The sequence below is a fragment of the Type-E symbiont of Plautia stali genome, from assembly GCF_059731115.1.
Window position 1 is genome coordinate 259,492 of record NZ_AP035907.1, and the last position, 20,920, is coordinate 280,411.

A 20,920-nucleotide genomic window follows, 5' to 3' on the forward strand; every position below is an offset into this window, starting at 1 on the left:
CGAACATGAGTCGTCCCCATTCCGAACAGCTTTCGCTCAACACGGCGACCGTGCGCCAGCAGTGGGATTTACGCCAAATCATTGAAGGTTGTGCGCGCCATGAGATTCGCGGCATCTCGCCGTGGCGCGATCAGGTAGCAAACATCGGTTTAGCAGAAGCGGCGCGGCTGATTCGTCATCACGATCTGCGGGTGAGTGGCTACTGCAGAGGTGGCATGTTTCCCGGCGTTAATCAGCAAACACGCCAGGCGACCCTGGCCGACAACCAGCGAGCGGTGGATGAAGCGCTGGAATTGGGCGCAGAGTGCCTTGTGCTGGTGGTCGGCGGTTTGCCGCCAGGTTCGAAAGATCTGCCGGGGGCGCGACAGCAAGTGCGTGATGGACTCAGCGCTCTGCTGGAGTACGCCCGCGCGGGCGGCATGCCGCTGGCGATTGAACCGCTGCATCCCATGTACGCGGCGGATCGTGCCTGCATCAACACGCTGAAACAGGCTAACGACCTCTGCGATGAGCTGGGCGACGACGGACTGGGGATTGCCGTCGATGTCTATCACACCTGGTGGGATGCTGAGTTTTATCAGGAAATCGCCCGTGCGGGTCTGAAACGGCTGCTGGCGTTTCATATCTGCGACTGGCTCACGCCTACGCGGGACCTGCTGGAGGATCGCGGCATGATGGGCGATGGCGTTATCGATATCCCCGCCATGCGGGAAGCGGTAGAAGCCCAGGGTTATCGCGGATTACATGAAGTGGAAATTTTCTCCCGCCTGAACTGGTGGACTCAGGATCCAGATGAGGTGCTTAAGACCTGCAAGGCTCGCCATCTGGCGCACGGTTAACCGTATCTGACAGAGCTGAAAAGCTGTTTTCGTCGGTCACAGACATTGTCGAGGAAAAGATGAATACAGATACCCGCAAAATGATTCTGGTCACCGTGCTGTGCGGCCTTGGCTACATGATGTACTCGGTGGATCGCATGACGGTGTCATCAGCCATCGGGCTGATCGCTGGAGAGTTTGGTCTCGGTAAAGCGGAGAGTGGCATTCTGCTCTCCTCCTTCTTTTTTGGCTTCATCGTCTTTCTGTTCATTTCCGGCATTATCGCCGACAAGTTAAGCGGCAAACCGGTATTGATTCTCGGCCTGATGATGTTTTCACTGGCGACACTGTTAACGGGTGTCGCCGGCAGCATGACCAGCCTGATTTTTTACCGCGTGATGACGGGCATCGGTGAGGGCATCTTCTGGCCTGCCGCCTCGCTCGAAGTGGCCAACGTGACCAGCGAAAAACAGCGCACAACGGTCATGTCGCTCTATTGGATGGGGTATCCGATTGGCGGATTCCTTGGCACCTGGATGGGCGCCATGCTCGGTCCGATCTTTGGCTGGCGCGTGGTGTTCTACGTGGCGGGCGCGATGGGCATGCTGGTGGCGCTGTTGTATCTGGTGCTGGTGAAAAATGATCGTAAACCTGCCGAGTTGATTGCACGCCAGGCAGCGGAAAAAGTGCCATTAAAAACCTTGTTCCGCCATGCGCCGGTGTTGCTGATGGCTGCGTTCTATTTCGTGCTGCTGGCAGGCTGGTGGATTGTGCTGCTGTGGGCACCGAGCTATTTGATGCAGGTAAAAAATCTGTCGATTGGTGCCGCAGGCACCATCGCCAGCCTGCTCGGCATTACCGGGGCTTTGGGCGGCTTTGTGCTGGGACGCTACTGTGATAAAGGCGATTTCAAACGCCGTCGCACCATTCTGATGACCATTACTTTTATCAGCGGGCTGGTGATGGCCGCCATGGCATTCAATCTTTCGGTGCCGTTGGTGATTGTGCTGGTGCTGATCCTTGGTTTCCTTGGCTATCCGATTACACCCATTGTTCTCTCGCTCACTGCTGAACTGGTGCCGCCTTCTCTGCGCGGTTCCGCCATCGGCTTTGTGATGAATATGGGGATGGCGGCGGGCGGCATCTCGCCAATTGTGGCGGGTTATTACGCGCAGCATTACACCCTGCAACCGGTCTGGCTGGTCGCCGCCTGCGTCATTATCTGCAGCAGCCTGGTATTGCTGGGGGTGCGTCGCCTGCCTATCGGAAGCCACAACAGTTCGCAGAATGTGATGCCGTCCGGGCATCTGGCAAAACACTGAAATAAGGAACAGAACCATGTCTGTGAGCAATAAAGTGCGTTTACTGGATCGCAACGGTCAGCCCTACAGCTACATCATGCAGGGTGAGCGCCACTGGAGCGTACCGGCGAAACCGCTATTTAACCGTGACGTGTATGCCGCTGCGCATGTGGTTGCCGACCCGCAGCGCATGCAAAATCCACATAGCGATATGGCGATTGACTGGGACAGCACGCTGGAATATCGCGATCATTTAATGTCGCTGGGATTGGGCATCGCGGAAGCCATGGATACCGCGCAACGCGGCATGGGGCTGGATTGGCCAACCGCGCTGGAGCTTATAAAACGCAGCGTTGAGCAAGCGAAAGCGTATCCGGGGGCACGGGTCGCCAGCGGGGCTGGCACCGATCATCTGACGGACTTTTCCCAACTGACCTTACAGGATGTGATTGCCGCGTATGAGCAGCAAATCTCAGCAATCGAAGCCTGTGGCGGCCGTATTATCTTAATGGCCAGTCGCGCGCTCGCCGCCATTGCTAAAGGGCCAGAGGATTACATCACCGTTTACAGCACGCTTCTTCGCCAGGTGCGTGAGCCGGTTATTTTGCACTGGCTGGGGGACATGTTTGATCCCGCACTACGCGGTTACTGGGGCGGCGCGACGATTCACAGTGCGATGGAGGTCTGTCTGGCGGTGATACGCGAAAATCAGGCAAAAGTAGAGGGGATAAAGATCTCACTGCTGGATAAAGATCGTGAAATTGAGATGCGGCGCCAGCTGCCGGCTTCCGTCAAAATGTATACCGGCGATGACTTTAACTATCCCGAACTGATCGCCGGTGATGAGCAAGGCTTCTCGCATGCGCTGCTGGGCATTCTCGACGGCATTGCACCGGCCGCCACCAGCGCACTGCATGCATTAGCACAGGGCGATCGCGCCAGCTTTGAACGGATTCTGGCACCGACAGTGCCGCTGGCACGCCATTTGTTCTCGGCACCCACGCAGTATTACAAGGCGGGCATCGTGTTCCTGGCCTGGTTGAATGGCCATCAGAAGCATTTCACCTTGCTTGGCGGCATGCAGAGTGCGCGCAGTCTGACGCACTACTCTGAAGCGTTCAGACTGGCGGATGAGGCTGGTTTGCTGAATAACGCGGATGTGGCTGCTGAACGCATGTGGCTACTGGCGAAAATGCACGGTATTTAGCCTTTCGACCTAACGCGATTATAGGCTATTTAAGCCGTCCGGATTTCTGACGGAAAAGAAGACTCACTCGGTTAGAGCGAAAAAAAGCCCGCCATTGGCGGGCTTGATAGCAGCGGCTATCGAATAATCTCGTAGGTGACGCGCGTGTAGGTACTGCAACCACGATTGTGGCAGTCCATTATTGCAGGAATATTTTGTTACTGAACATACCGTTTCCTGATGGCTGTATAGCCGTGGGCTTCAAGCGCTGACTCATACGTATTGAATATTGAGCGCCCCCTGTGCTGATGTCGTGATCTGCGCCTGAACCCGCCACGTTGTGTGTATGCGTTCGGGTGTGAGGACGGCTTTGGGCTTACCCGTTGAAACCACGCGACCCTGATCGAGTACCACAAGGTGTTGGCAATATTTTGCCGCCAGATTCAGATCGTGAAGAGCAATCACCACCGTCACGGGCAGCGAAGAGATAAGACGCATCAATTCAAGCTGGAATTGGATGTCGAGGTGATTGACGGGTTCATCCAGCAGTAAAACATCCGGTTTTTGCGCCAAGGCGCGGGCGATTTGGCAACGCTGGCGCTCACCGCCGGATAATCGTTGCCAGCAGCGGTCGACCAAATTTTCCAGTTGCATTAACGCCACCGCCTCGTCAATGGCGCTGGCATCCTCTGCCGTCCAGAACTGGAATGCGCCACGATGAGGTGTGCGCCCGAGACGAATAATGTCAATCACCGTGAGTTCATCATCGGCCTCGGCGTGTTGCGGGACAAAGGCCAGTTTGCGCGCCAGCTGATTGCGCGAAAGTTGGTTCAGCTTTACTTTTCCGAGCGTTATCTTCGCGCCCGAATCAGGCATTAGCCCAGCCAGCGCACGCAGTAGCGTTGATTTTCCTGAACCGTTGGGCCCAAGCAAACCTACGGTTGCAGACTGAGCTGCGTCGAAGGAGACCGTGGTGAGGATGCGACGCGCTTGAAGTTGGACGCTGAGGTCACTGACCGATATCGTCATCGTTTAGTTGCCCTTTCGTTGATAGAGAAGGAAGGCAAAAGCAGGGGCGCCCACTAATGCAGTCACCACGCCAATGGGTAAAACCTGATGTGCGATCAACGTTCTTGACATCAAGTCGGCAAGGATCATGAAATGGCAGCCCGACAGGAATGTCACGGGAAGGGTGATAAGGTGTCGCTGTCCAACCAGCATGCGGGTCACGTGCGGGATGACCAATCCGATAAATCCCACCGCCCCAATTGAGCTGACAATCACCGCCGTGATGAATGCCGTAATCAACAGCAACACCACCCGCACTTTCACAACCGGAGTACCTAACGTTACCGAGACATCGACACCAAATGAAAACGTGTCCAGCGTGCGTGCATAGCACATGATCACCCCAAATCCGCTGACGATGACGATGGCGCACAGAACGGCATCTGGCCAGCGAACGCCGCTTAAACTGCCTAAGAGCCAAAACATCACACCGCGCGATTGCTCCGCATTGGCTGATGTGCTGACGATGTAAGACGTGAGCGCATTGAACAGCTGTGTTCCGGCAATCCCGGCCAAAATGATGCGCCCGGTGTTTTCCCCCATCCCTCGTGAGAGCAATATGATCAAGCCAAATGCCAGGCAAGCGCCGGCAAAGGCACCACTGCCAACCGTCAACACGCCGCTGCCAATACCCAGCAGCATCACCATTACGGCCCCGGTGGAAGCACCCGCAGAGATACCCAACAGATAAGGTTCCGCCAGCGGGTTTCTTAACAGCGATTGCAACACCAGGCCACAAATCGCTAAGCCACCTCCACTGCAGGCAGCCATAAAGGCCCGGCTCATCCGATATTGCCAGACGATGCCAGCTTCAACGGGAGGGAGATCATAATGCGTCAAGCCCACCCCGTTGGTGATCGCCTGGAAAGTGGCGCTCAATGAAATGGACATATCGCCAATGCTGGATGAGAAGATCATCATCACGGGCAGGCTGATAAGGCCCGTGATGAAAATAAAGCCGATCTTAAATGGGTAAGCCCGATTCATACTATTTAAACGCGGCAATCTTTTGACCGATCAGCTCAACCGCATCGACATTGCGCAGGGACGGATTGAGTGACATCGCAGGCACGACCACGATATGACCCTGCTTAACCGCGTTCATTTCTCGTGTAACGGGATCGCTGGTGAGAAAAGCCTGTTTTATGGCGACATCATCGGCTGGATACAGCCTTCTATCCATGCTGGCGATGACGATGATATCGGGCTGAGATTGTGCGATATGTTCCCAACTCACGGCGGGCCATTCATCGGAGGAAACAATGATATTTTTGAGGCCTAGAGTCTGAGTGATCCAGCCCGGCGCACCATCACTGCCTGCGATCCACGGATCGCCTTTAAGGCGTGTGCTTGAGAACCAATACACCACCTTAAGGGGTTTGCTGGTGTGAAGCGCCGCCTGTTGTTGTGCCTGAGCGATTCGTGCAGATAACTTCTCCTTTAAGGCATCACCACGCTCCGTCACATCGAAGATGTTGGCAAGCGCGGTGATTTCATCATAAATCACCTCAATCGAGTAAGGTTTCACGCGCGCACCGTCGCCGTTTGAAGTGGCGGTGACCGATTTGCCCTGACAATCAGCAGGTGAAATCCAGGTTTTGATGCCAGGTTGTTCAAATTGATCGCGAGTAGCGACTTCACCCTGAGGCCCAACATGCCAACTGTACTGCGCCAAAACCAAATCAGGTTTTTGCGCGACGACGGCTTCAAACCCCGGTGAGTTGTCCGCGAGGCGTTTAATACCACTGCCAGCCTGTGCTAATTCAGAGGGGAGAGGGCCGAACCAGACGGCGGTTCCCGCGATTTTACTCTCCAGGCCAAGTGCCAGAAGGAGTTCTGTTTCATGCTGACCAATGGTCACCACGCGTGCAGGTGGTCGTGAAAAGGTTTCCGTTTTACCGCAGTTTTCAATGTTGAGTGGAAAGGCGGAAGCCAGTGCGGCTGAACTGCTGAATACCATTATGAGTGCTAAAAGGCGGGTCGAAAAAGTGCGCATGATTTACCGATTACGTAGTGTTATGTTATAACGTAACATAATGGCAAGTCTGATGTATTCATGTCAATTGATTCTGATACCCATTGTGAGTGTTAAGTGTTAAGGCTATTGAAGCGAAGTCCGTGGCCCGGACTTCACTCTGATCTTAACCCGGACCATCACTTCCTGCCGCCAGCAGAGGCACCACCACATCACTGATCGGTGTCGCGATGCCTTGTGCTTTGCCGCGTCGCTGCACCACGCCATTACGGATGTCCCACTCAAGCGGGCGATTGGCCTGACGATCCGCCAGGATCGAGGTGCCTAAATCTGCCGGGGCGCGATGGAAGCCAGCCATAATTTCCTGCGGCACGTTGTCGCTCAGATTGGCGCCTTCCGCACGCGCCACAGTCAGACACTCCCGCAGATAGGCCAGACCCAGCTCGGTGATATCTTCGCGCTGAAACATCCCGGCGCGGCGATTGGCGAGCACCATTAAACCGGCGACGGCGTTTTGCAACAGTTTGCGCCAGGCAATGGTGAGGAAATCTGCCTCCAATTCGACCGCACAGCGCGAGTCTTGCAGTGCTTGCACAATACGCTGTGCTGGCGCGACGTCGGGCACAGTCAGGCGCGGCTTCGCGCGTAACCACACCGAGGCATCAGGCTCGCGCTGAGCCGGGAACCACACCACAGAAGGCAGTACCGTTGCGCCATTGACTAATGGGGACAGCTGTTCAACTTGCTCCACGCCATTTTGCAGCGCGCACACCACCGTATTCTCATCGCACAACACCGCCAGCCAGGGTGCAATTTCCGCCACCTGGGTAGTTTTGACCGCCACAAACACCAAATCAAAGGGCCTGGCGATCGCTTCAGGATTGCTCAGCACCGGGCCAGGCACCACAACCTCACCGTCTCCGTGGCGCAGCAGCAATTGTGTATGTGCCGTACGCCCACACAGTGTTGGCGTGCGATTCATTTCATGCAGCGCGGCAGCCACAGTGGTGCCGATGGCGCCGGGTCCGACAAGGGCGATGGTTGGAAACTCAGTCATGCAGCTATTCTCCTGTTTATCCAGTGCTGCCCTCAGGGTCAGCGAAAACTCTCTATTACAGCCTGGCATTGTGACTGAATGATGTGCGTTCCATCGGCCAGATAGAAAAATCATAGCGCGGGATAATCACTCAATGCCTGCATTGAAAGGGCGAATTACAGCAGGGCTATCTGTTTCTGTTGCAGCAGTTGCTGCATCTCAGCATCAGGTTCTCCATCAACAATCAGTGTGCTGGCCAGTGACAGATCGCCAATGGCGAACGCCGATGCTGAGTTGAGTTTCTCTTTAGAGACCATCACCACCGTTTCCGCCGCACGCGCCGCCAGTGCACGTTTCACACCGGCTTCTTCGTAATTACCCGTGGTTAACCCTGCGGTTTTGTGTACTCCGGTGACGCCCATAAAGAACAGGTCTGCATTGATGTGTGCAATGGCTTCGATCACCGCTGATCCCACGGCAACCACCGAGTGACGATACAGTTGGCCGCCAATCAGAATCACCTCAACCAGAGGAAAATCAACCAGGGCGACGGCAATACTCGGACTGTGGGTCACCACGGTAAAAGCCAGTTCTTTGGGCAGCAGTTGCACCATTTCCGCTGTGGTTGTACCGCCATCAATAATCACCACCTGACCCGGTTGAATCAGTTGCACCGCTTTTTGCGCGATCAGGCGCTTAGAACTGATTTGCACGTTTTTGCGTGTTTCGAAAGGGGCAATAGCAGCAGAAACCGGCAGCGCACCCCCGTGGACACGTTGCAGTAAACCCTCGCTGGCCAACTCCCTTAAGTCACGGCGAATCGAGTCCTCAGAGACGCTAAAGCGCTGGCTGAGCTCGCTTGACATCACTTGCTGCTCATCGGCAAGAATCGTCAATATCTGCTGTTTACGTTGACTGGAAAGCATAATTCTCTCATTCGTGTTTTTGCTTGTATGTGCACGATTATGCATGATAACGTCTGTTTTGTCAGCCATCGGGAGACCAAACATGCAGCATAAAGTGCGCAATATTCGTGAGCAGTTGTTATCCGACAACTGGTACACCTTAAAAAAATACACCTTCGATTTACAGCGTGCCGACGGCAGTTGGCAACAGCAAAGCCGCGAAGCTTACGACCGTGGCAATGGTGCGGTGATCCTACTTTATAACCGCCATAAACAGACAGTCGTCCTGACACGGCAATTCCGCTTTCCCATCTTTATCCATGGGCATGATGGCTTTTTGATCGAGGCCGCAGCCGGTTTGCTGGATAACGCCTCGCCGGAAACGCGCATTATTGCCGAGGCAGAAGAAGAAACTGGTTACACTGTCACAAATATTGAGAAGGTGATGGAGGCTTATATGAGCCCGGGTTCGGTGACGGAGAAGTTGTTTTTCTTTATCGCGGAATATCACGATGGCGACCGAAAGCATGCTGGCGGCGGTCTGGAGGAAGAGGGGGAAGATATCGAAGTACTGGAGTGGCCTTTCGCACGCGCGATGGACGCGATCCGAAACGGTGAAATCGAAGATGCCAAAACCATCATGTTGCTGCAACACCTGGCATTAAACATTCAATTTGAGGAGAAAGTGCAATGATGATTCTGATCGCAGGTCCGGTTCGCAGTGGCACTCACGGTGATCAGCAACTGATTGAGCAAAATATGCAGAAACTTGATCACATGGCGTTGCAGGTTTATCAAAAGGGCCATACCCCGGTGATAGGTGAATGGCTGGCGTTACCGCTCGCCAATGCGGCGGGTTCGCAGCGGATCGGGGATGAAATCAGCGAAGCCTTCCTTTATCCCGTTGCGCATCGTCTTATTCAGAGTTGTGATGCCATTTTACGCATGCCTGGCGCATCAACGGGAGCGGATCAGGATGTGCAAGTTGGCAAGGATTTGGGTTTGAGTATTTTTTACGATATCGAACAGATCCCCTTGGTTCAGGCCCAGGCAGGATACATATAGACAGATAGGGCAAGCTCTGTTTTGCCGATTTGAACACCAAGGGCGGAGGATAGTGTTATGGAGGAAGTGATGACGGAGAGAGCCTACTATTTCAGCGATCTGCTGGAGATGGATACGGAAGTGTTGCGTTGTGAAGTGCAGGAAGACGGCCAGTTTCGTGTACAGCTGGCGGCAACACTATTTCATCCGCAAGGCGGTGGGCAACCCGCTGACAAGGGCACGATAGGCGATGCCAACGTGCTTCAGCTCATCCAGGACGAGGGTGAGTTAATCCATATCACTGACCGCGAAGTGGCGCTGGGCTGCGTGCATATCCAAATTGATGCGGCACTGCGTAAGCTGCATACCCGTTACCATTCTGCAGGGCATCTGATTGCTTATGCCGGAGAGAAGTTTGGCTGGTTAGGTTACAAAGGCGATCATCGGCCCGGCAATGGACGTATCGTTTTTAAACCGCAGGGCGAACCACAAGCCGTTGATGAAGCGATCATCGCTGAGGGTGTAGATGCACTAGTGGCGCAGGATTTAGCACGCGTGCTGCAGGATGACGCCGGACGCAGAATGGTCAGCTGGGGCGATCTCAAACCTTATGCCTGTGGCGGCACACATGTGCAGCGCACCGGTGACGTTGGCGATATTGTCATTACCCGAGTGAAAGAGAAGAAGGGCGAACTTTCGGTGCAGTATGAAGTGCGGGATTGATGAGCAGGCGGATTAACGCCTGCACTGCGCTACTTAAATTCATCTATTTTTAATTGTGCGAAAGCCTGATCAACATCGCTATACGCTTGTGAGGTGGTATAAGTGCCAGACAGCTGCCAATAAAAAACCGGAGCGCCAGGTTCTTCGCTGCTTTCCGCTACCCGATAGCGAGAGAATTTTATTAGCGCGGCTTCAGTCAGATCATCATTGTCCTGATTTGACGAGAATTTCATCGCGCGGATCAGGTAATAAACGCCCTGGATATTGTGCAGTTCAAAACCAATGATTTTGTCAGAGGAACCCGCAAGACGAAAATCAGACCAGGTAAAACCATCATCATCCGGAACCGGTAAAATAAACCAGTTGCCGTTTTTATTGATGAAGGCAGATAGCGTCTGGCTGGGATGCGAGGTGTTATTGTCAAAGGTCGCTGAGACCAGCAAATCCGGGATGCCATCCTGATTAAGATCGATATTATTCGCCCCTGCCAGCAACCCGACCCGCGTAGCACCCTGCGCACCGAAAACGGTACTTAATGACAGAACGATAAACGCGAAAGTTTTTAATTTCACTGCACGCTTTCCTCACTGGTTAAGACAATATCAGGGATTAACACCTGAATATTGAAAGACAGCATGGTATTGCTGCCTGATGGCCATCATGGCGTATTTTAAAAATTTTGCTCTCCAATCGCGCTGAATTATGGGTGTTTTTTCTGTGATGTGAAAGGGGGAACGGAATAATTAAAAGAAAAGAGATTAACCGACGAAGTGCGTCATCCATTACGCACTTCGTTAGAGGAAAACAGACCTAATGTGAACGTCTTTCCTGAACCATCAACTCATACTTGCGCCATGCCGCCATCCACGAACAGTTCGGTGGCATTAATAAAGCTCGAAGCATCGGATGCGAGAAACGCGACAACCTGACCAATCTCACCGGGTTCACCCAATCGGCCCAATGGCACCTGGGCAGCTAATGCATCGAACAATCCCTGACGTTGATCTTCGGGCACTAAATCGCCCAAACCCGGCGTGCGCACCGGACCAGGGCTCACCACGTTGACACGAATTCCGCGATCTTTCACATCCAGCGCCCATGAGCGGGCAAAGTTGCGCACGGCGGCTTTACTGGCGCTGTAAACACTGAATCCTGCGGTGCCCTGAACCGAAGTGGTGGACGAGGTCAAAATCACCGAGGCTTTGTCGCTCAGCAGCGGTAACGCTTTTTGCACGGTAAACAGCACGCCTCGCACGTTGGTGCCAAAGATACGGTCAAAGTGCTCTTCAGTAATCGCACCGAGCGGTAACATATCGCCGCCGCCAGCATTGGCGAACAGGATATCGAGCCGGCCTGCCTGGCGTGCAATCTGGGCATACACCGCATCCAGATCGCTCAGCACAGAAGCATCAGCGCGGATACCGGTTGCCTGCGCGCCAATCAGCGTCACGGCGGCATCCAGTTCCGGCTGGCGACGACCGGTGATAAACACCCGTGCGCCCTGTGCTGCCAGCGCCTGGGCAGAGGCTAAACCAATCCCGCTGGTGCCGCCGGTGACTAATGCAATTTTACCGTTTAATGATGTGTTCATGAGTGTTCTCCCAAATGGATTTAAGTGTGTAATGACTGCGTTGCAGTGCATGGGAGGCAATGTAACCCTGCGCGGTTTAGTGATAAATGGTGTAAAATCGAAATCACTATTCCTCTGCATGGATAATAAAAATGGACCAGCTGTTGGCGATAAAGGCGTTTGCGCGCGTGGTGGAAGCGGGGAACTTCACCCGTGCGGCCGATTCACTGGATATGCCGAATGCCACGTTGAGCAAACTGGTGCAGGAGTTAGAGGGGCATCTGGGCGTGCGCCTGTTACAGCGCACCACGCGTCGCGTCACCGTCACGCCTGAAGGACGAGATTATTACGATAAAGCACTGCGTATCGTGCGTGACCTGGAAGATATTGATGGCGCATTTAACGCGGTAAACGGAACGCCTCGCGGGTATCTGCGCATTGATATTGGCGGCTCAACGGCGCGTGACGTCCTCATCCCACTGTTACCTGATTTCGTCGCGCGATTTCCTGAGATTAGCCTCGATCTCGGCGTATCAGACCGGGCTGTGGATCTGATTAGCGACAATGTCGATTGCGTGATTCGTGGCGGTCCGCTCGGTGATTCATCGCTGGTGGCGCGTCATCTTGGTAATGCTGAGATGATCACCTGCGCGGCACCCGCTTATCTCAAAACTTACGGCGTGCCAGCCTATCCGCAAGAGCTTAAAAATGGCCACCGCTGGATTAGCTATTTATCCCCGCAAAGCGGACGCGCTTTTCCCCTGCGCTTCATGCAAGGGAATGAGAAACAGGAAATGAAAATCGAGCATCGCATTGGCATCAATGAGAGCAACGCGCATCTGGCAGCTGCAGTGGCAGGATTAGGCATCATTCAGACATTCCGGTACGCAGCAGCGGCAGATTTAGCGTCAGGCGCGCTGGTGGAGATACTGAAGGATTGGCGGCCCGCCAGCTATCCGTTTCACGTGGTGTATCCGCAAAACCGCCATCTGACCCAGCGTTTACGGGTGTTTATCGAATGGTTGCGTGAGGTATTTCCTGCGCGACTCAATGGATGACAAGCACACAGCGATCTGTTAACTTTTTGTTTCTTAACTCCCCCATTTTCACTACAGGCCAGCGTAAATGACACATTCAGCTGCATTTTCCCCGTCATACGAACATGGCCTGTATGCGATCTGCTGTCCGCCACCGCCTCCTGCACGCGTTGTGGTTCATTAAGAACCGGAAGTCTTCACGCTTAAATTTCCAACGTTTGTTTTAGGAGCATTTTCATGCGTTCTTCGTCTTTGGCGTCGCAAGCGGCGACGTCGGGCTTCGTGCTGCTGTGGGGCAGTGCGGCCATCTTCTCTCGCCTTGGTTTAGACAATGCCTCACCGATGGCGCTGTTGATCGTGCGCTTCGGTGTGGCGCTGGTTGCATTAATGCTGGTGGGCATTTTTCGGAGTGGCTGGTTACCCGATGCGGGCAGCCGAAAAACGGTGATGTTTACCGGTCTGATTTTGATTGGTGCCTATTCAGTGTGTTACTTCCAGGCGATGGCCGAGGGGGTGACGCCAGGTTTAATCGCCACCATCATGGGCATACAACCTATCCTGACGCTCTGCATTGTGGAAAGGCGCATGCAGGGCACGCGATTACTGGGATTACTGATCGCGTTAGCAGGATTGATACTGCTGGTGTGGCGCAGTCTGGCGGCATCGCAGTTGCCGTTGAGCGGCATAGTCTTCGCTCTCGGCGCACTGCTGTGTATGACGTTTGGTGCCATCATGCAGAAAAAGGTGTCCCAGCATCCCGCGCAGGTACTGCCGCTGCAATATGCGGTGAGCCTGGCGCTGTGTGCTCTTCTGCTTCCGGTTAAAGCCTTCCATATCGACTTTACGTTGCACTTCTGGATTTCCGTGCTGTTTCTTGGGGTGATGATCTCGGTGGTGGCGCAGCTGCTGCTGTATCGGCTGCTGAGTGCGGGAAGCATCGTTAACGTCACCAGTTTGTTTTATCTGGTTCCAGTGATAACGGCAGTACTGGATTACCTGTTGTTAGGTAATGCGCTGCCGTGGTCGGGGATGATGGGAATGCTGGCTATTCTGCTCGGCATTATGCTTGTATTCCGCGCTCCGCGCCTGAAAACCTTGGGCTAAGATCGAATAGGGCGCATCAATCGTGATGCGCCCTTCATCGGGATTAAACCGTGCCGGTGCCGCCATCAGAACACCAGACTTGTCCGGAGGTGAAGCTATTGGTGGTTTCCGCAAACGTCACGTAGAGCGGCGCGATTTCAGCAGGCTGACCGGGCCGACCCAGTGGTGCGGAAGCACCAAATTTCTCCACTTTCTCCTGCGGTTGGCCGCCACACACCTGCAATGCAGTCCAGTAAGGGCCGGGTGCCACGGCGTTGACGCGGATTTGGTCTTTACCCAACTGCTTGGCTAAAGCTTTAGTAAAGGCCGCAATCGATGCTTTGGTCTGGGCATAATCCAGCAGGATAGCGCTGGGATCGTAGGCCTGCACTGATGACGTGTTAATGATCGATGAACCCGCCGGTAGGTACTCCAGCGCCGCCTTCGTGATCCAAAACATGGCATACACGTTAGTCTTAAAGGTCGCATCAAAATCTTCTGTCGAGAGGGTACGAATCGATTCATTGAACTGCTGACGACCGGCGTTGTTGACCAAAATATCCAGACCATCAAGTTTCGTCGCCGCTTCCTTTACCAGCTGCTGGCAAAAGGATTCGGAGCGAATATCTCCCGGTATGGCAATCGCTTTACGACCTTCCGCTTCAATCAGTTTTATCACCTCTGCCGCATCCTGTTCTTCGTCGGGCAGGTAATTTATCGCCACGTCGGCACCTTCACGCGCGTAAGCAATCGCCACCGCACGACCAATCCCGGAATCGCCGCCGGTAATCAGCGCTTTACGACCGGTTAAACGGCCGGTGCCACGATAGCTGGTTTCACCATGATCCGGGCGCGGTTCCATTTTTGCCGCCAGCCCAGGAAAATCCTGTAATTGTTTTTTAAAGGGAGGTGTCGGATATTGATGGGTGAGCAGCGTTTTATTAGTCAATGAACTCATCTTAATCTCCATGTTCTTCGCTAGTGATAAATTAAGCCTGGCATAAATGTGATATATGTCACGTCAAAAAATGACCAATTGAAATTTTTCAGCTTAAGCGAGGCGTTATTATGGCTGCGGCGATGGAAATAAAAGGCGTGACTGGAATGAGAGGGGAGAGCAGAATAAGCGCAAGACGTCAGTCATATATCGTCATTGCACTTATTCAATTGCCAGTAGAACGTATTGGCATCCTTGTCGTTGAGGCGACTAGCACGCCCGATGCGGCTTAAGAGCCTTTGTTACTGCTTTTTCCGCCTTTTTTCCCGGCTTCGGAGGCTTTCTCAGGGTTGTCTTTAAAACTACCGCCGCCGCTGCTTTGCCCACCTTTTTTACCTGCTTCAGATGCCTTTTGTTTATCATCTGCGAAGTTACCGGAACCGCCTCTATGCTCGACCATAAAATGCCCTCATTCATGCATTGCGATTACATAATCGTGGATAGCGTCACACGTTATGTCCAGACTGCAGAATTAAGGTTAGTGCCACTGTGAATATTAACAAGCGCGGCGGCAGCGTATAAGTGGATTATCGAGTATTTTTTCGTATCTTATTTTTTAAGCAAATGAATTATGAAGGTTAATAATTAATTATTAATATAATCGAAGCGTATTTAACGCTTCGATTATAAATAAGGCCGACTAACTCGCAGGGATTTGAGTGAAATAGGTCCCGCTATAAGGTATGGGCAGGAAATCATGGAAGATTTGCTTTAACGTTTGCTCGGGTTCGACATCCGCGAACAGCTGAGGATAAAGTGTTTTTGCCATAAATTCCGTTGCCGCGATGTGCCAGGGGCTGAGGTAAAAATTCATCCAGATGACGGCGGAGTGGCCGTTACGTAGCGCGGCTAATTCACGCAATCCGTTTTGCTGCGCGGTCAGTTGGGCGAAGCTGCTTTGCACCGCTGGCAATGCCACTTCTGGCCCCAGCTTCAGCAAACCCTGCGCCTCGTTATCGCCAAATCCGGTGGCGAAGTAGTAATCCGGTTGCGCCGCAATCACCATTTCTTCACTCAAGCGACCAAACACGCCGTGCTGCGTTTTAGCCGCGATATTATCGCCGCCTGCGGCGTTTAACAGTTCGCCAAGGCTGCCGTTGATGGCGGTGACACAGCACTCATTACGGCGGCCAAGATGCAACTGCAACAACACTGAAGGCTTCGCACCGTGATAACTGGCCAGCCGATCACGAATCACCTGCATATGTGCGTCATAAAAACGGTTAAAGGCCTGCGCGCGAGCCTGCTGATTCAGCACCTCGCCAAAAATCTCCACGCTGCGACGGGTATTCTTCAGCAGATGCACGCGCAGATCGATTTTCACCACCGGAATATGGGCGGCTTTCAGCATACTCACCAGGCGCAGATCGGCATCATCGTAGCGCGCCAGGCTCGGCAGGATCACCACATCCGGTTTGAGTGCCAGGATCTGCTCAGGATTGATGGCATTCGGGCCGCCTGAACCGAGGGAAGGGATTTTTAACATTTGCGGGAACTGGCGCGCAAAACTGTTCCACGTCTGGCTATCGTACTTTTTCAAATCCTGAGGCCAGGCAACGATATGCTGAAAAGGATTGCCCGATTCCAGCAGCGCCAGCGTGTAGAGCATGCGACTTTCTCCCAGCACAATGCGCTGCGGATGGTCAGGGATATCCACCTGATTACCGTCAATATCCGTGACGTTTTTTGCCAGCGCGGCGCTACTAAGCACCAGTAAGAAGCAGGCCAGAACAATCAGCATTGGCCCCCAAAGGGAAGGGGCGCGACGGGCGCCCGCTTTAACCACAGAATCAGAACTCAACGCTGGCCTCGACCATCAGATTGCGGGTTTCACCTTCACGCACGCGCAAATTGCCGCCGCTGGAAGTGTAATAGTGCTTGTTGAACAGGTTGTTCAGATTAAGTTTAAGCTGTGTCTTTTCACCAAACAGCTGATTGTTCCAGGCGATAAAGCTGTCCGCCACCACGTAATCCGGCATGGTGAAGCTATTTTCAGGATCGCCCGCTCGCGAGCCGACATAGCGTGCGCCGCCCCCGACGCGGAAATCACCGGGAATGCCGCTGATACTGAGATTGTGGCTGAGATAGAGCGCGCCCGAATGACGCGGTGCATTTTGCAGCCGATTGCCATTGTTAGCAGAATTTACGCCATCATCAACAATCTCAGCCTTATCGTAGCTGTAGTTAGCGCTGAGATCCCAACCCGGCAACACTTCGCCGTTCAGCTCAAACTCTGCGCCACTGGAACGTGCTTTATCAATTGCCCGCGTTGAACCGTTAATGCTGAGCGACATGTCGCGTTCATCAATGCGGTACAACGCGACGCTGGCAAACAGCTTTGGCGAGATCTGCCATTTACTGCCGACTTCCCAGGTCGTGCCCTGTTCGGGTTTACCGACATTGCCGTCATCGTCCACATCGGTGGAAGGCGTAAAGGATTTGCTGACGCTGCTGTAAAGCGAGACATCAGGGGTGATTTTATAAATCAGACCCGCTTGTGGCAGGAATTTATTGCCTTCACTGTTCAGTGTTTCCACCACCGGATCGAAGCCTTTGGACGCGCGCTGCTCGTAATGCTGATAACGTCCGCCAAATACCGCAATCCACTGTTCCGTCAGTGAAATACTGTCTTTGGCGTAAACCGAACGGCTATGAATGCGGTTCAGGTTATTGGCGTTGGCGGTGTTTTCCGTGGTGCTATTGGTGACCGGTGACAGGATATCGTATTGCGGATCGGTAAAGTTAAACCCGGTGTTGGATTTTCCTTGATACTGATGCGCGCGATAAGTCTGGTTCATCTCATAATCTGTCCCAATCACCACATCGTGGGTCATGCCCAACAGCTGTTGTGAGCCGAGCAGATCCCATGAAACGTATTTCGTTTTGTGGTTAAAGCCACGGTTAGCATCGGCACGACGCGTCACGACGCCGGTGGTGGGGTTAATGGCGGTGACGCGCACTTCGTTGTTGTCGTATTGACGCTGATTCCAGCCAAAAGTGACGCGCGTGCTCCAGTCATCATTAAACTGCCAGTCATAGTGCGCATTAAGGGTTTTGTTGTGACCCCAGGCATGATTCGCCTTGTCGTCGAGACGATCTTTGTAGCCGATATCCAGCGGCTTGCCATTGATAAAGGCGGTGCCACGGTCGTAGGGAATATCGTATTGATAATCTTCATAGCTTACGAGGAAGCTGGCTTTTTCACCGTACCACTGCAACGAAGGCGCGATCAGCGTATGTTTGTCGCTGCCAAAGTTGCGCCAGTAATCCTGATTCTGCTTTTCGGCGATCAAGCGGAAAGCCAGGCCGTTGCCCAGCGGGCCGGTGACATCGACGGTGCCAGCGCCGCCACCTTCGCTGGAGGAACGGCCGCTGACTTTGGTGTGCCAGTCATATTGCGGTTTTTTGCTCACCACGTTGATCACGCCGCCCGGATTTTGAATGCCATAGAGCAGGGATGCCGAGCCTTTTAGCACTTCGACGCGTTCGGTGGTGGCATCGAAGTTCAACCCCTGGCTGCTGCGAATGCCATCACGATAGATTGACCCATCAGAGTTGCTGCCAAATCCGCGACGCACAAAGCCATCTTCGGTGCCTGCCAGAGTATTGCCCTCTGTGACACCACTGACAAAGCGCATCGCATCAGTGAGACTAGCGGCCTGATAGTCTTCAAGCTGCTGTTGGGTCACCACACTCACCGATTGCGCTTCGTTCAGACGCGGCGTGGGCGTTTTGCTGGCGACGGAACTGCTGGTGGCGTTATAGCCTTGCGGGCGACTTTCCTGCGCGGACACCGTCAGGGTATTACTGCTCTCCGCTGCCAGACTGCCTGCTGCAGTGAAAACGCTGACACCGTATATAGCGGCGATAATGGCCGGATGGCATGTGGGTTTAAAAGCGAAAGTTTTGTTGTTATTCATTTAAATAAACCTGGTGTTGGTGCGGAATTAATCTCGTCCATGAAACGAAGCTAGGATTAAATTATTTTCAGCAGAGAAAAGTGCATGAAATAAGCATTCTCTGTGGATCGTGCGCCTTAACTGAGATGGCGTGATGTTATTAAGAATCATTCAAACATGAAAGAATGTAGTAGTAAACGGAAATAATGGCGTGGATACTACAGCAGGAATAGAGTCCATCAACGCCATTTCCATTTGAGGTTTAATTGTTATAAATACAACAAAAACAGTTAGATAAATAGATTTCTTGCTGTAATCAAACGTTCCACCCCAAAGGAGTGATAGCGATCAGGGTGCTGGATTAAACAAGAAATATCACTACAATACCGTGCCTAAATGGGGGACGAAATCACGCCCTGATGATAAACAGGTAAAAAGATGGCCATAAATAAAATTAAAAATCGGGTTGATGTATTAGGTGAACGCTATCGCGCACGCGCTCCGTCATTATCGTCCAGCCTTCAATCCGTCGCGCGATATATCCACGATAATCGTGAGGCAATATTAGATGCCACCGCCATGGAAATAGCGGATGCGACTCATACCTCAGATGCCACCGTGGTGCGTGCCGTTCAGGCATTGGGATTTGCCGGTTTGCGTGATTTGAAAACCACGTTGAAAGCCTGGTTCGGCCCGGCGATGAATTCAGAAGAGAAGATGAGCGCCACCGTCAGCGAACTGTCGTGTGACATCAATTCGGGGATCGATTTCGTACTGGGTGGCCATAAACGCGCCTGCGATGCCCTCTCGGAACCTCACAATCGGCAAGCGGTCGCGCAGGCTGTCGCGATGTTGATCGACGCGCGTCAGGTCGCGCTGTTTGGCATTAATGCTTCAGGGATTCTGGCGGATTACAGTGCTCGGCTGTTCACGCGCATTGGCATTCCTGCCGTCACGCTCAATCGTTCGGGTATTGCCCTCGCTGAACAGTTGATCACCTTACAGCGTGGTGATGTGCTGATTATGATGGCGCAGAAATCTGCCCATAAAGAAGGGCTGACTACCCTGAAAGAGGCGAAGCGGCTGGGGATGCCGGTGATTTTGCTGACCAATGCCTTAGATTCAGCCTTCGCTAAAGAAGCGGATGTGATTATCAACGTGCCGCGCGGTGGGGAAAACGGCCGCATGCCGCTGCATGGCACCGTGCTGGTGTGCTTAGAGATGTTGACTTTATCAGTGGCTTCAGCGACTTCTTCGCGCACGGTAAAAACCATGAAGCGTATTCAGGATCTCAATCGGTCGCTAAAGCCCACCAGTAAAAAATAGCGCTATTGACTGCCAGTGGTAGTCGGCCTGGCAGCTTTGACCATTCCGCTGCGCGTGACAAGCCATACCGCCAGCACTATCAACAATGCACCGCCCATAAAGCCCTGGTTGATCTGCTCGTCCAGCACTAACCAGCCCCACAGGATGCCAAAAGGCGGAATCAGGAAGGTGACGGTGAGGGTGCGCAGCGGGCCAATATCGGCCAGCAAGCGGAAATAGATGATGTAGGCCAGCGCGGTGCAAATAAAGCCGACGGCCAAAATACAGGCCCAGACTTCAGGTATTTGCCAGTTCGCCGCCGGCGTTTGCGGGGCGCTGAAGGCAAAGAAAGGCAGCAGGAAAAGCGAGGCGCCCAACTGGCTGCCGAACGCGACTTTCGTGGCATCAAGCCCACCGCGCGACCCAATCCAGCGCTTAGCGAGAAAGCCAGCAAAACCATAACAGGTGGTGGCGACCAGACAAGCCGCGATACCGAGCACCAGCGCGTGCGAGAGTACGACTTCGCCAGTGGTGCTGATTAACATAATGCCGACAACACCGGCCACCATACCCAGCACTTTACTCACGGTCAGTTGTTCATTGAAGAACGCCGCACCAATCACGACACCCATTAACGGCGCAGTAGCGTTGAGTATTGCGGAGTAGCCTGCGGGCAGCACGCGAGCGGCAAGGCAATACATCAGGAAAGGTAATCCTGAGTTAATCACACCCAGCAACATTGCCCAACCCAGTTTGCCTTCGAAGCGACGCGGAATGCGCAGTACTGCCATCACAATGATTAAACCCAATGCGCCACATAACACGCGCAAAAAAGCCGTATTTATCGCACCCAGCGCGGGAACGGCAATACGCATAAAAAGAAAACTGGCTCCCCAGATAGCCGCCAGCAGCAAAAGTCGCAACGAGTCCGATGTTCGCATGGTTCAGATTCAATCATTAGCAAGATGGGCTG

Annotated in this window: 21 protein-coding genes; 9 read left to right on the forward strand and 12 right to left on the reverse strand. The window is 53.4% G+C overall.

The window, feature by feature from the left end; all coding sequences use genetic code 11:
* The first annotated feature begins 5 nt into the window (after window positions 1-5).
* From AC6I8L_RS21120 to AC6I8L_RS21130, 3 genes are read left to right on the forward strand one after another with little or no spacing between them, the layout of a single operon-like run.
* Window positions 6-839 carry a sugar phosphate isomerase/epimerase family protein gene (locus AC6I8L_RS21120; RefSeq protein WP_058961265.1) on the forward strand — a complete coding sequence of 278 codons (834 nt, stop codon included), beginning with the start codon at window positions 6-8 and terminating at the stop codon, window positions 837-839.
* A gap of 59 nt (window positions 840-898) precedes the next feature.
* Window positions 899-2,140, forward strand: a complete 1,242-nt coding sequence (locus AC6I8L_RS21125; protein ID WP_058961267.1) for an MFS transporter — start codon at window positions 899-901, stop codon at window positions 2,138-2,140.
* Between the two features lie 16 nt (window positions 2,141-2,156).
* Window positions 2,157-3,326, forward strand: coding sequence for a dihydrodipicolinate synthase family protein (locus AC6I8L_RS21130; protein ID WP_058961268.1), 1,170 nt, complete (start codon window positions 2,157-2,159; stop codon window positions 3,324-3,326).
* A 252-nt stretch (window positions 3,327-3,578) separates the two neighbouring features.
* Here the strand turns inward: AC6I8L_RS21130 and AC6I8L_RS21135 are convergent, their stop codons facing one another.
* The 5 genes from AC6I8L_RS21135 to AC6I8L_RS21155 form a co-directional block, all read right to left on the reverse strand.
* Window positions 3,579-4,334 carry an ABC transporter ATP-binding protein gene (locus AC6I8L_RS21135; protein ID WP_058961270.1) on the reverse strand — a complete coding sequence of 252 codons (756 nt, stop codon included), beginning with the start codon at window positions 4,332-4,334 and terminating at the stop codon, window positions 3,579-3,581.
* Between the two features lie 3 nt (window positions 4,335-4,337).
* Window positions 4,338-5,360, reverse strand: a complete 1,023-nt coding sequence (locus AC6I8L_RS21140) for a FecCD family ABC transporter permease (RefSeq protein ID WP_058961271.1) — start codon at window positions 5,358-5,360, stop codon at window positions 4,338-4,340.
* 1 nt (window position 5,361) lies between these two features.
* Window positions 5,362-6,333: an ABC transporter substrate-binding protein gene (locus tag AC6I8L_RS21145; protein ID WP_236699765.1), complete on the reverse strand. Its 972-nt coding sequence runs from the start codon at window positions 6,331-6,333 to the stop codon at window positions 5,362-5,364.
* Window positions 6,334-6,514: 181 nt separating this feature from the next.
* Complete coding sequence (locus AC6I8L_RS21150) at window positions 6,515-7,405, reverse strand: oxidoreductase (protein WP_058961275.1); 891 nt, start codon at window positions 7,403-7,405, stop codon at window positions 6,515-6,517.
* 155 nt (window positions 7,406-7,560) lie between these two features.
* A complete protein-coding gene (locus AC6I8L_RS21155) occupies window positions 7,561-8,310 on the reverse strand; it encodes a DeoR/GlpR family DNA-binding transcription regulator (RefSeq protein WP_058961276.1) in 750 nt (249 codons plus the stop codon).
* Window positions 8,311-8,392: 82 nt separating this feature from the next.
* Between AC6I8L_RS21155 and AC6I8L_RS21160 the strand changes: the two genes are divergently transcribed.
* The 3 genes from AC6I8L_RS21160 (at window position 8,393) to AC6I8L_RS21170 (ending at window position 10,056) form a co-directional block, all read left to right on the forward strand.
* A complete protein-coding gene (locus tag AC6I8L_RS21160; RefSeq protein ID WP_058961277.1) occupies window positions 8,393-8,983 on the forward strand; it encodes an NUDIX domain-containing protein in 591 nt (196 codons plus the stop codon).
* Entirely contained in the window at window positions 8,980-9,354 is a 375-nt protein-coding gene (locus AC6I8L_RS21165; RefSeq protein WP_058961278.1) for an NUDIX hydrolase, read from the forward strand. The genes AC6I8L_RS21160 and AC6I8L_RS21165 overlap by 4 nt, the downstream gene beginning before the upstream one ends.
* 69 nt (window positions 9,355-9,423) lie before the next feature.
* Window positions 9,424-10,056: an alanyl-tRNA editing protein gene (locus tag AC6I8L_RS21170; protein ID WP_058961287.1), complete on the forward strand. Its 633-nt coding sequence runs from the start codon at window positions 9,424-9,426 to the stop codon at window positions 10,054-10,056.
* A 29-nt stretch (window positions 10,057-10,085) separates the two neighbouring features.
* Here AC6I8L_RS21170 and AC6I8L_RS21175 read toward each other — a convergent pair whose 3' ends face one another.
* The gene (locus AC6I8L_RS21175; protein WP_058961279.1) at window positions 10,086-10,628 is read right to left on the reverse strand and encodes a carbapenem self-resistance protein CarG family protein; all 543 of its coding nucleotides are present in this window, start codon (window positions 10,626-10,628) and stop codon (window positions 10,086-10,088) included.
* Window positions 10,629-10,897: 269 nt separating this feature from the next.
* On the reverse strand, window positions 10,898-11,647 hold the full coding sequence (locus AC6I8L_RS21180) for an SDR family oxidoreductase (RefSeq protein ID WP_058961280.1): 750 nt from the start codon (window positions 11,645-11,647) through the stop codon (window positions 10,898-10,900).
* A gap of 131 nt (window positions 11,648-11,778) precedes the next feature.
* On the opposite strand from AC6I8L_RS21180, the gene AC6I8L_RS21185 reads away from it, so the two are divergent.
* Both AC6I8L_RS21185 and AC6I8L_RS21190 read left to right on the forward strand, forming a co-directional pair.
* Window positions 11,779-12,684, forward strand: a complete 906-nt coding sequence (locus AC6I8L_RS21185) for a LysR family transcriptional regulator (protein ID WP_058961281.1) — start codon at window positions 11,779-11,781, stop codon at window positions 12,682-12,684.
* A gap of 216 nt (window positions 12,685-12,900) precedes the next feature.
* Window positions 12,901-13,767 carry a DMT family transporter gene (locus AC6I8L_RS21190; RefSeq protein ID WP_374754043.1) on the forward strand — a complete coding sequence of 289 codons (867 nt, stop codon included), beginning with the start codon at window positions 12,901-12,903 and terminating at the stop codon, window positions 13,765-13,767.
* A gap of 43 nt (window positions 13,768-13,810) precedes the next feature.
* On the opposite strand, the gene AC6I8L_RS21195 is transcribed toward AC6I8L_RS21190, so the two are convergent.
* The 4 genes from AC6I8L_RS21195 to AC6I8L_RS21210 all read right to left on the reverse strand — a co-directional run bounded on the left by AC6I8L_RS21195 (window position 13,811) and on the right by AC6I8L_RS21210 (window position 18,663).
* On the reverse strand, window positions 13,811-14,704 hold the full coding sequence (locus AC6I8L_RS21195; protein WP_058961283.1) for an SDR family oxidoreductase: 894 nt from the start codon (window positions 14,702-14,704) through the stop codon (window positions 13,811-13,813).
* A gap of 268 nt (window positions 14,705-14,972) precedes the next feature.
* A complete protein-coding gene (locus tag AC6I8L_RS21200; protein ID WP_058961765.1) occupies window positions 14,973-15,143 on the reverse strand; it encodes a KGG domain-containing protein in 171 nt (56 codons plus the stop codon).
* Window positions 15,144-15,383: 240 nt separating this feature from the next.
* Window positions 15,384-16,484: an ABC transporter substrate-binding protein gene (locus tag AC6I8L_RS21205; RefSeq protein ID WP_058961764.1), complete on the reverse strand. Its 1,101-nt coding sequence runs from the start codon at window positions 16,482-16,484 to the stop codon at window positions 15,384-15,386.
* Between the two features lie 49 nt (window positions 16,485-16,533).
* A complete protein-coding gene (locus tag AC6I8L_RS21210; RefSeq protein WP_058961763.1) occupies window positions 16,534-18,663 on the reverse strand; it encodes a TonB-dependent siderophore receptor in 2,130 nt (709 codons plus the stop codon).
* 417 nt (window positions 18,664-19,080) lie between these two features.
* On the opposite strand from AC6I8L_RS21210, the gene AC6I8L_RS21215 reads away from it, so the two are divergent.
* Complete coding sequence (locus AC6I8L_RS21215) at window positions 19,081-19,968, forward strand: MurR/RpiR family transcriptional regulator (protein ID WP_058961762.1); 888 nt, start codon at window positions 19,081-19,083, stop codon at window positions 19,966-19,968.
* A gap of 2 nt (window positions 19,969-19,970) precedes the next feature.
* Here the strand turns inward: AC6I8L_RS21215 and AC6I8L_RS21220 are convergent, their stop codons facing one another.
* Window positions 19,971-20,888: a DMT family transporter gene (locus AC6I8L_RS21220; RefSeq protein ID WP_058961761.1), complete on the reverse strand. Its 918-nt coding sequence runs from the start codon at window positions 20,886-20,888 to the stop codon at window positions 19,971-19,973.
* Window positions 20,889-20,920: the final 32 nt, after the last annotated feature.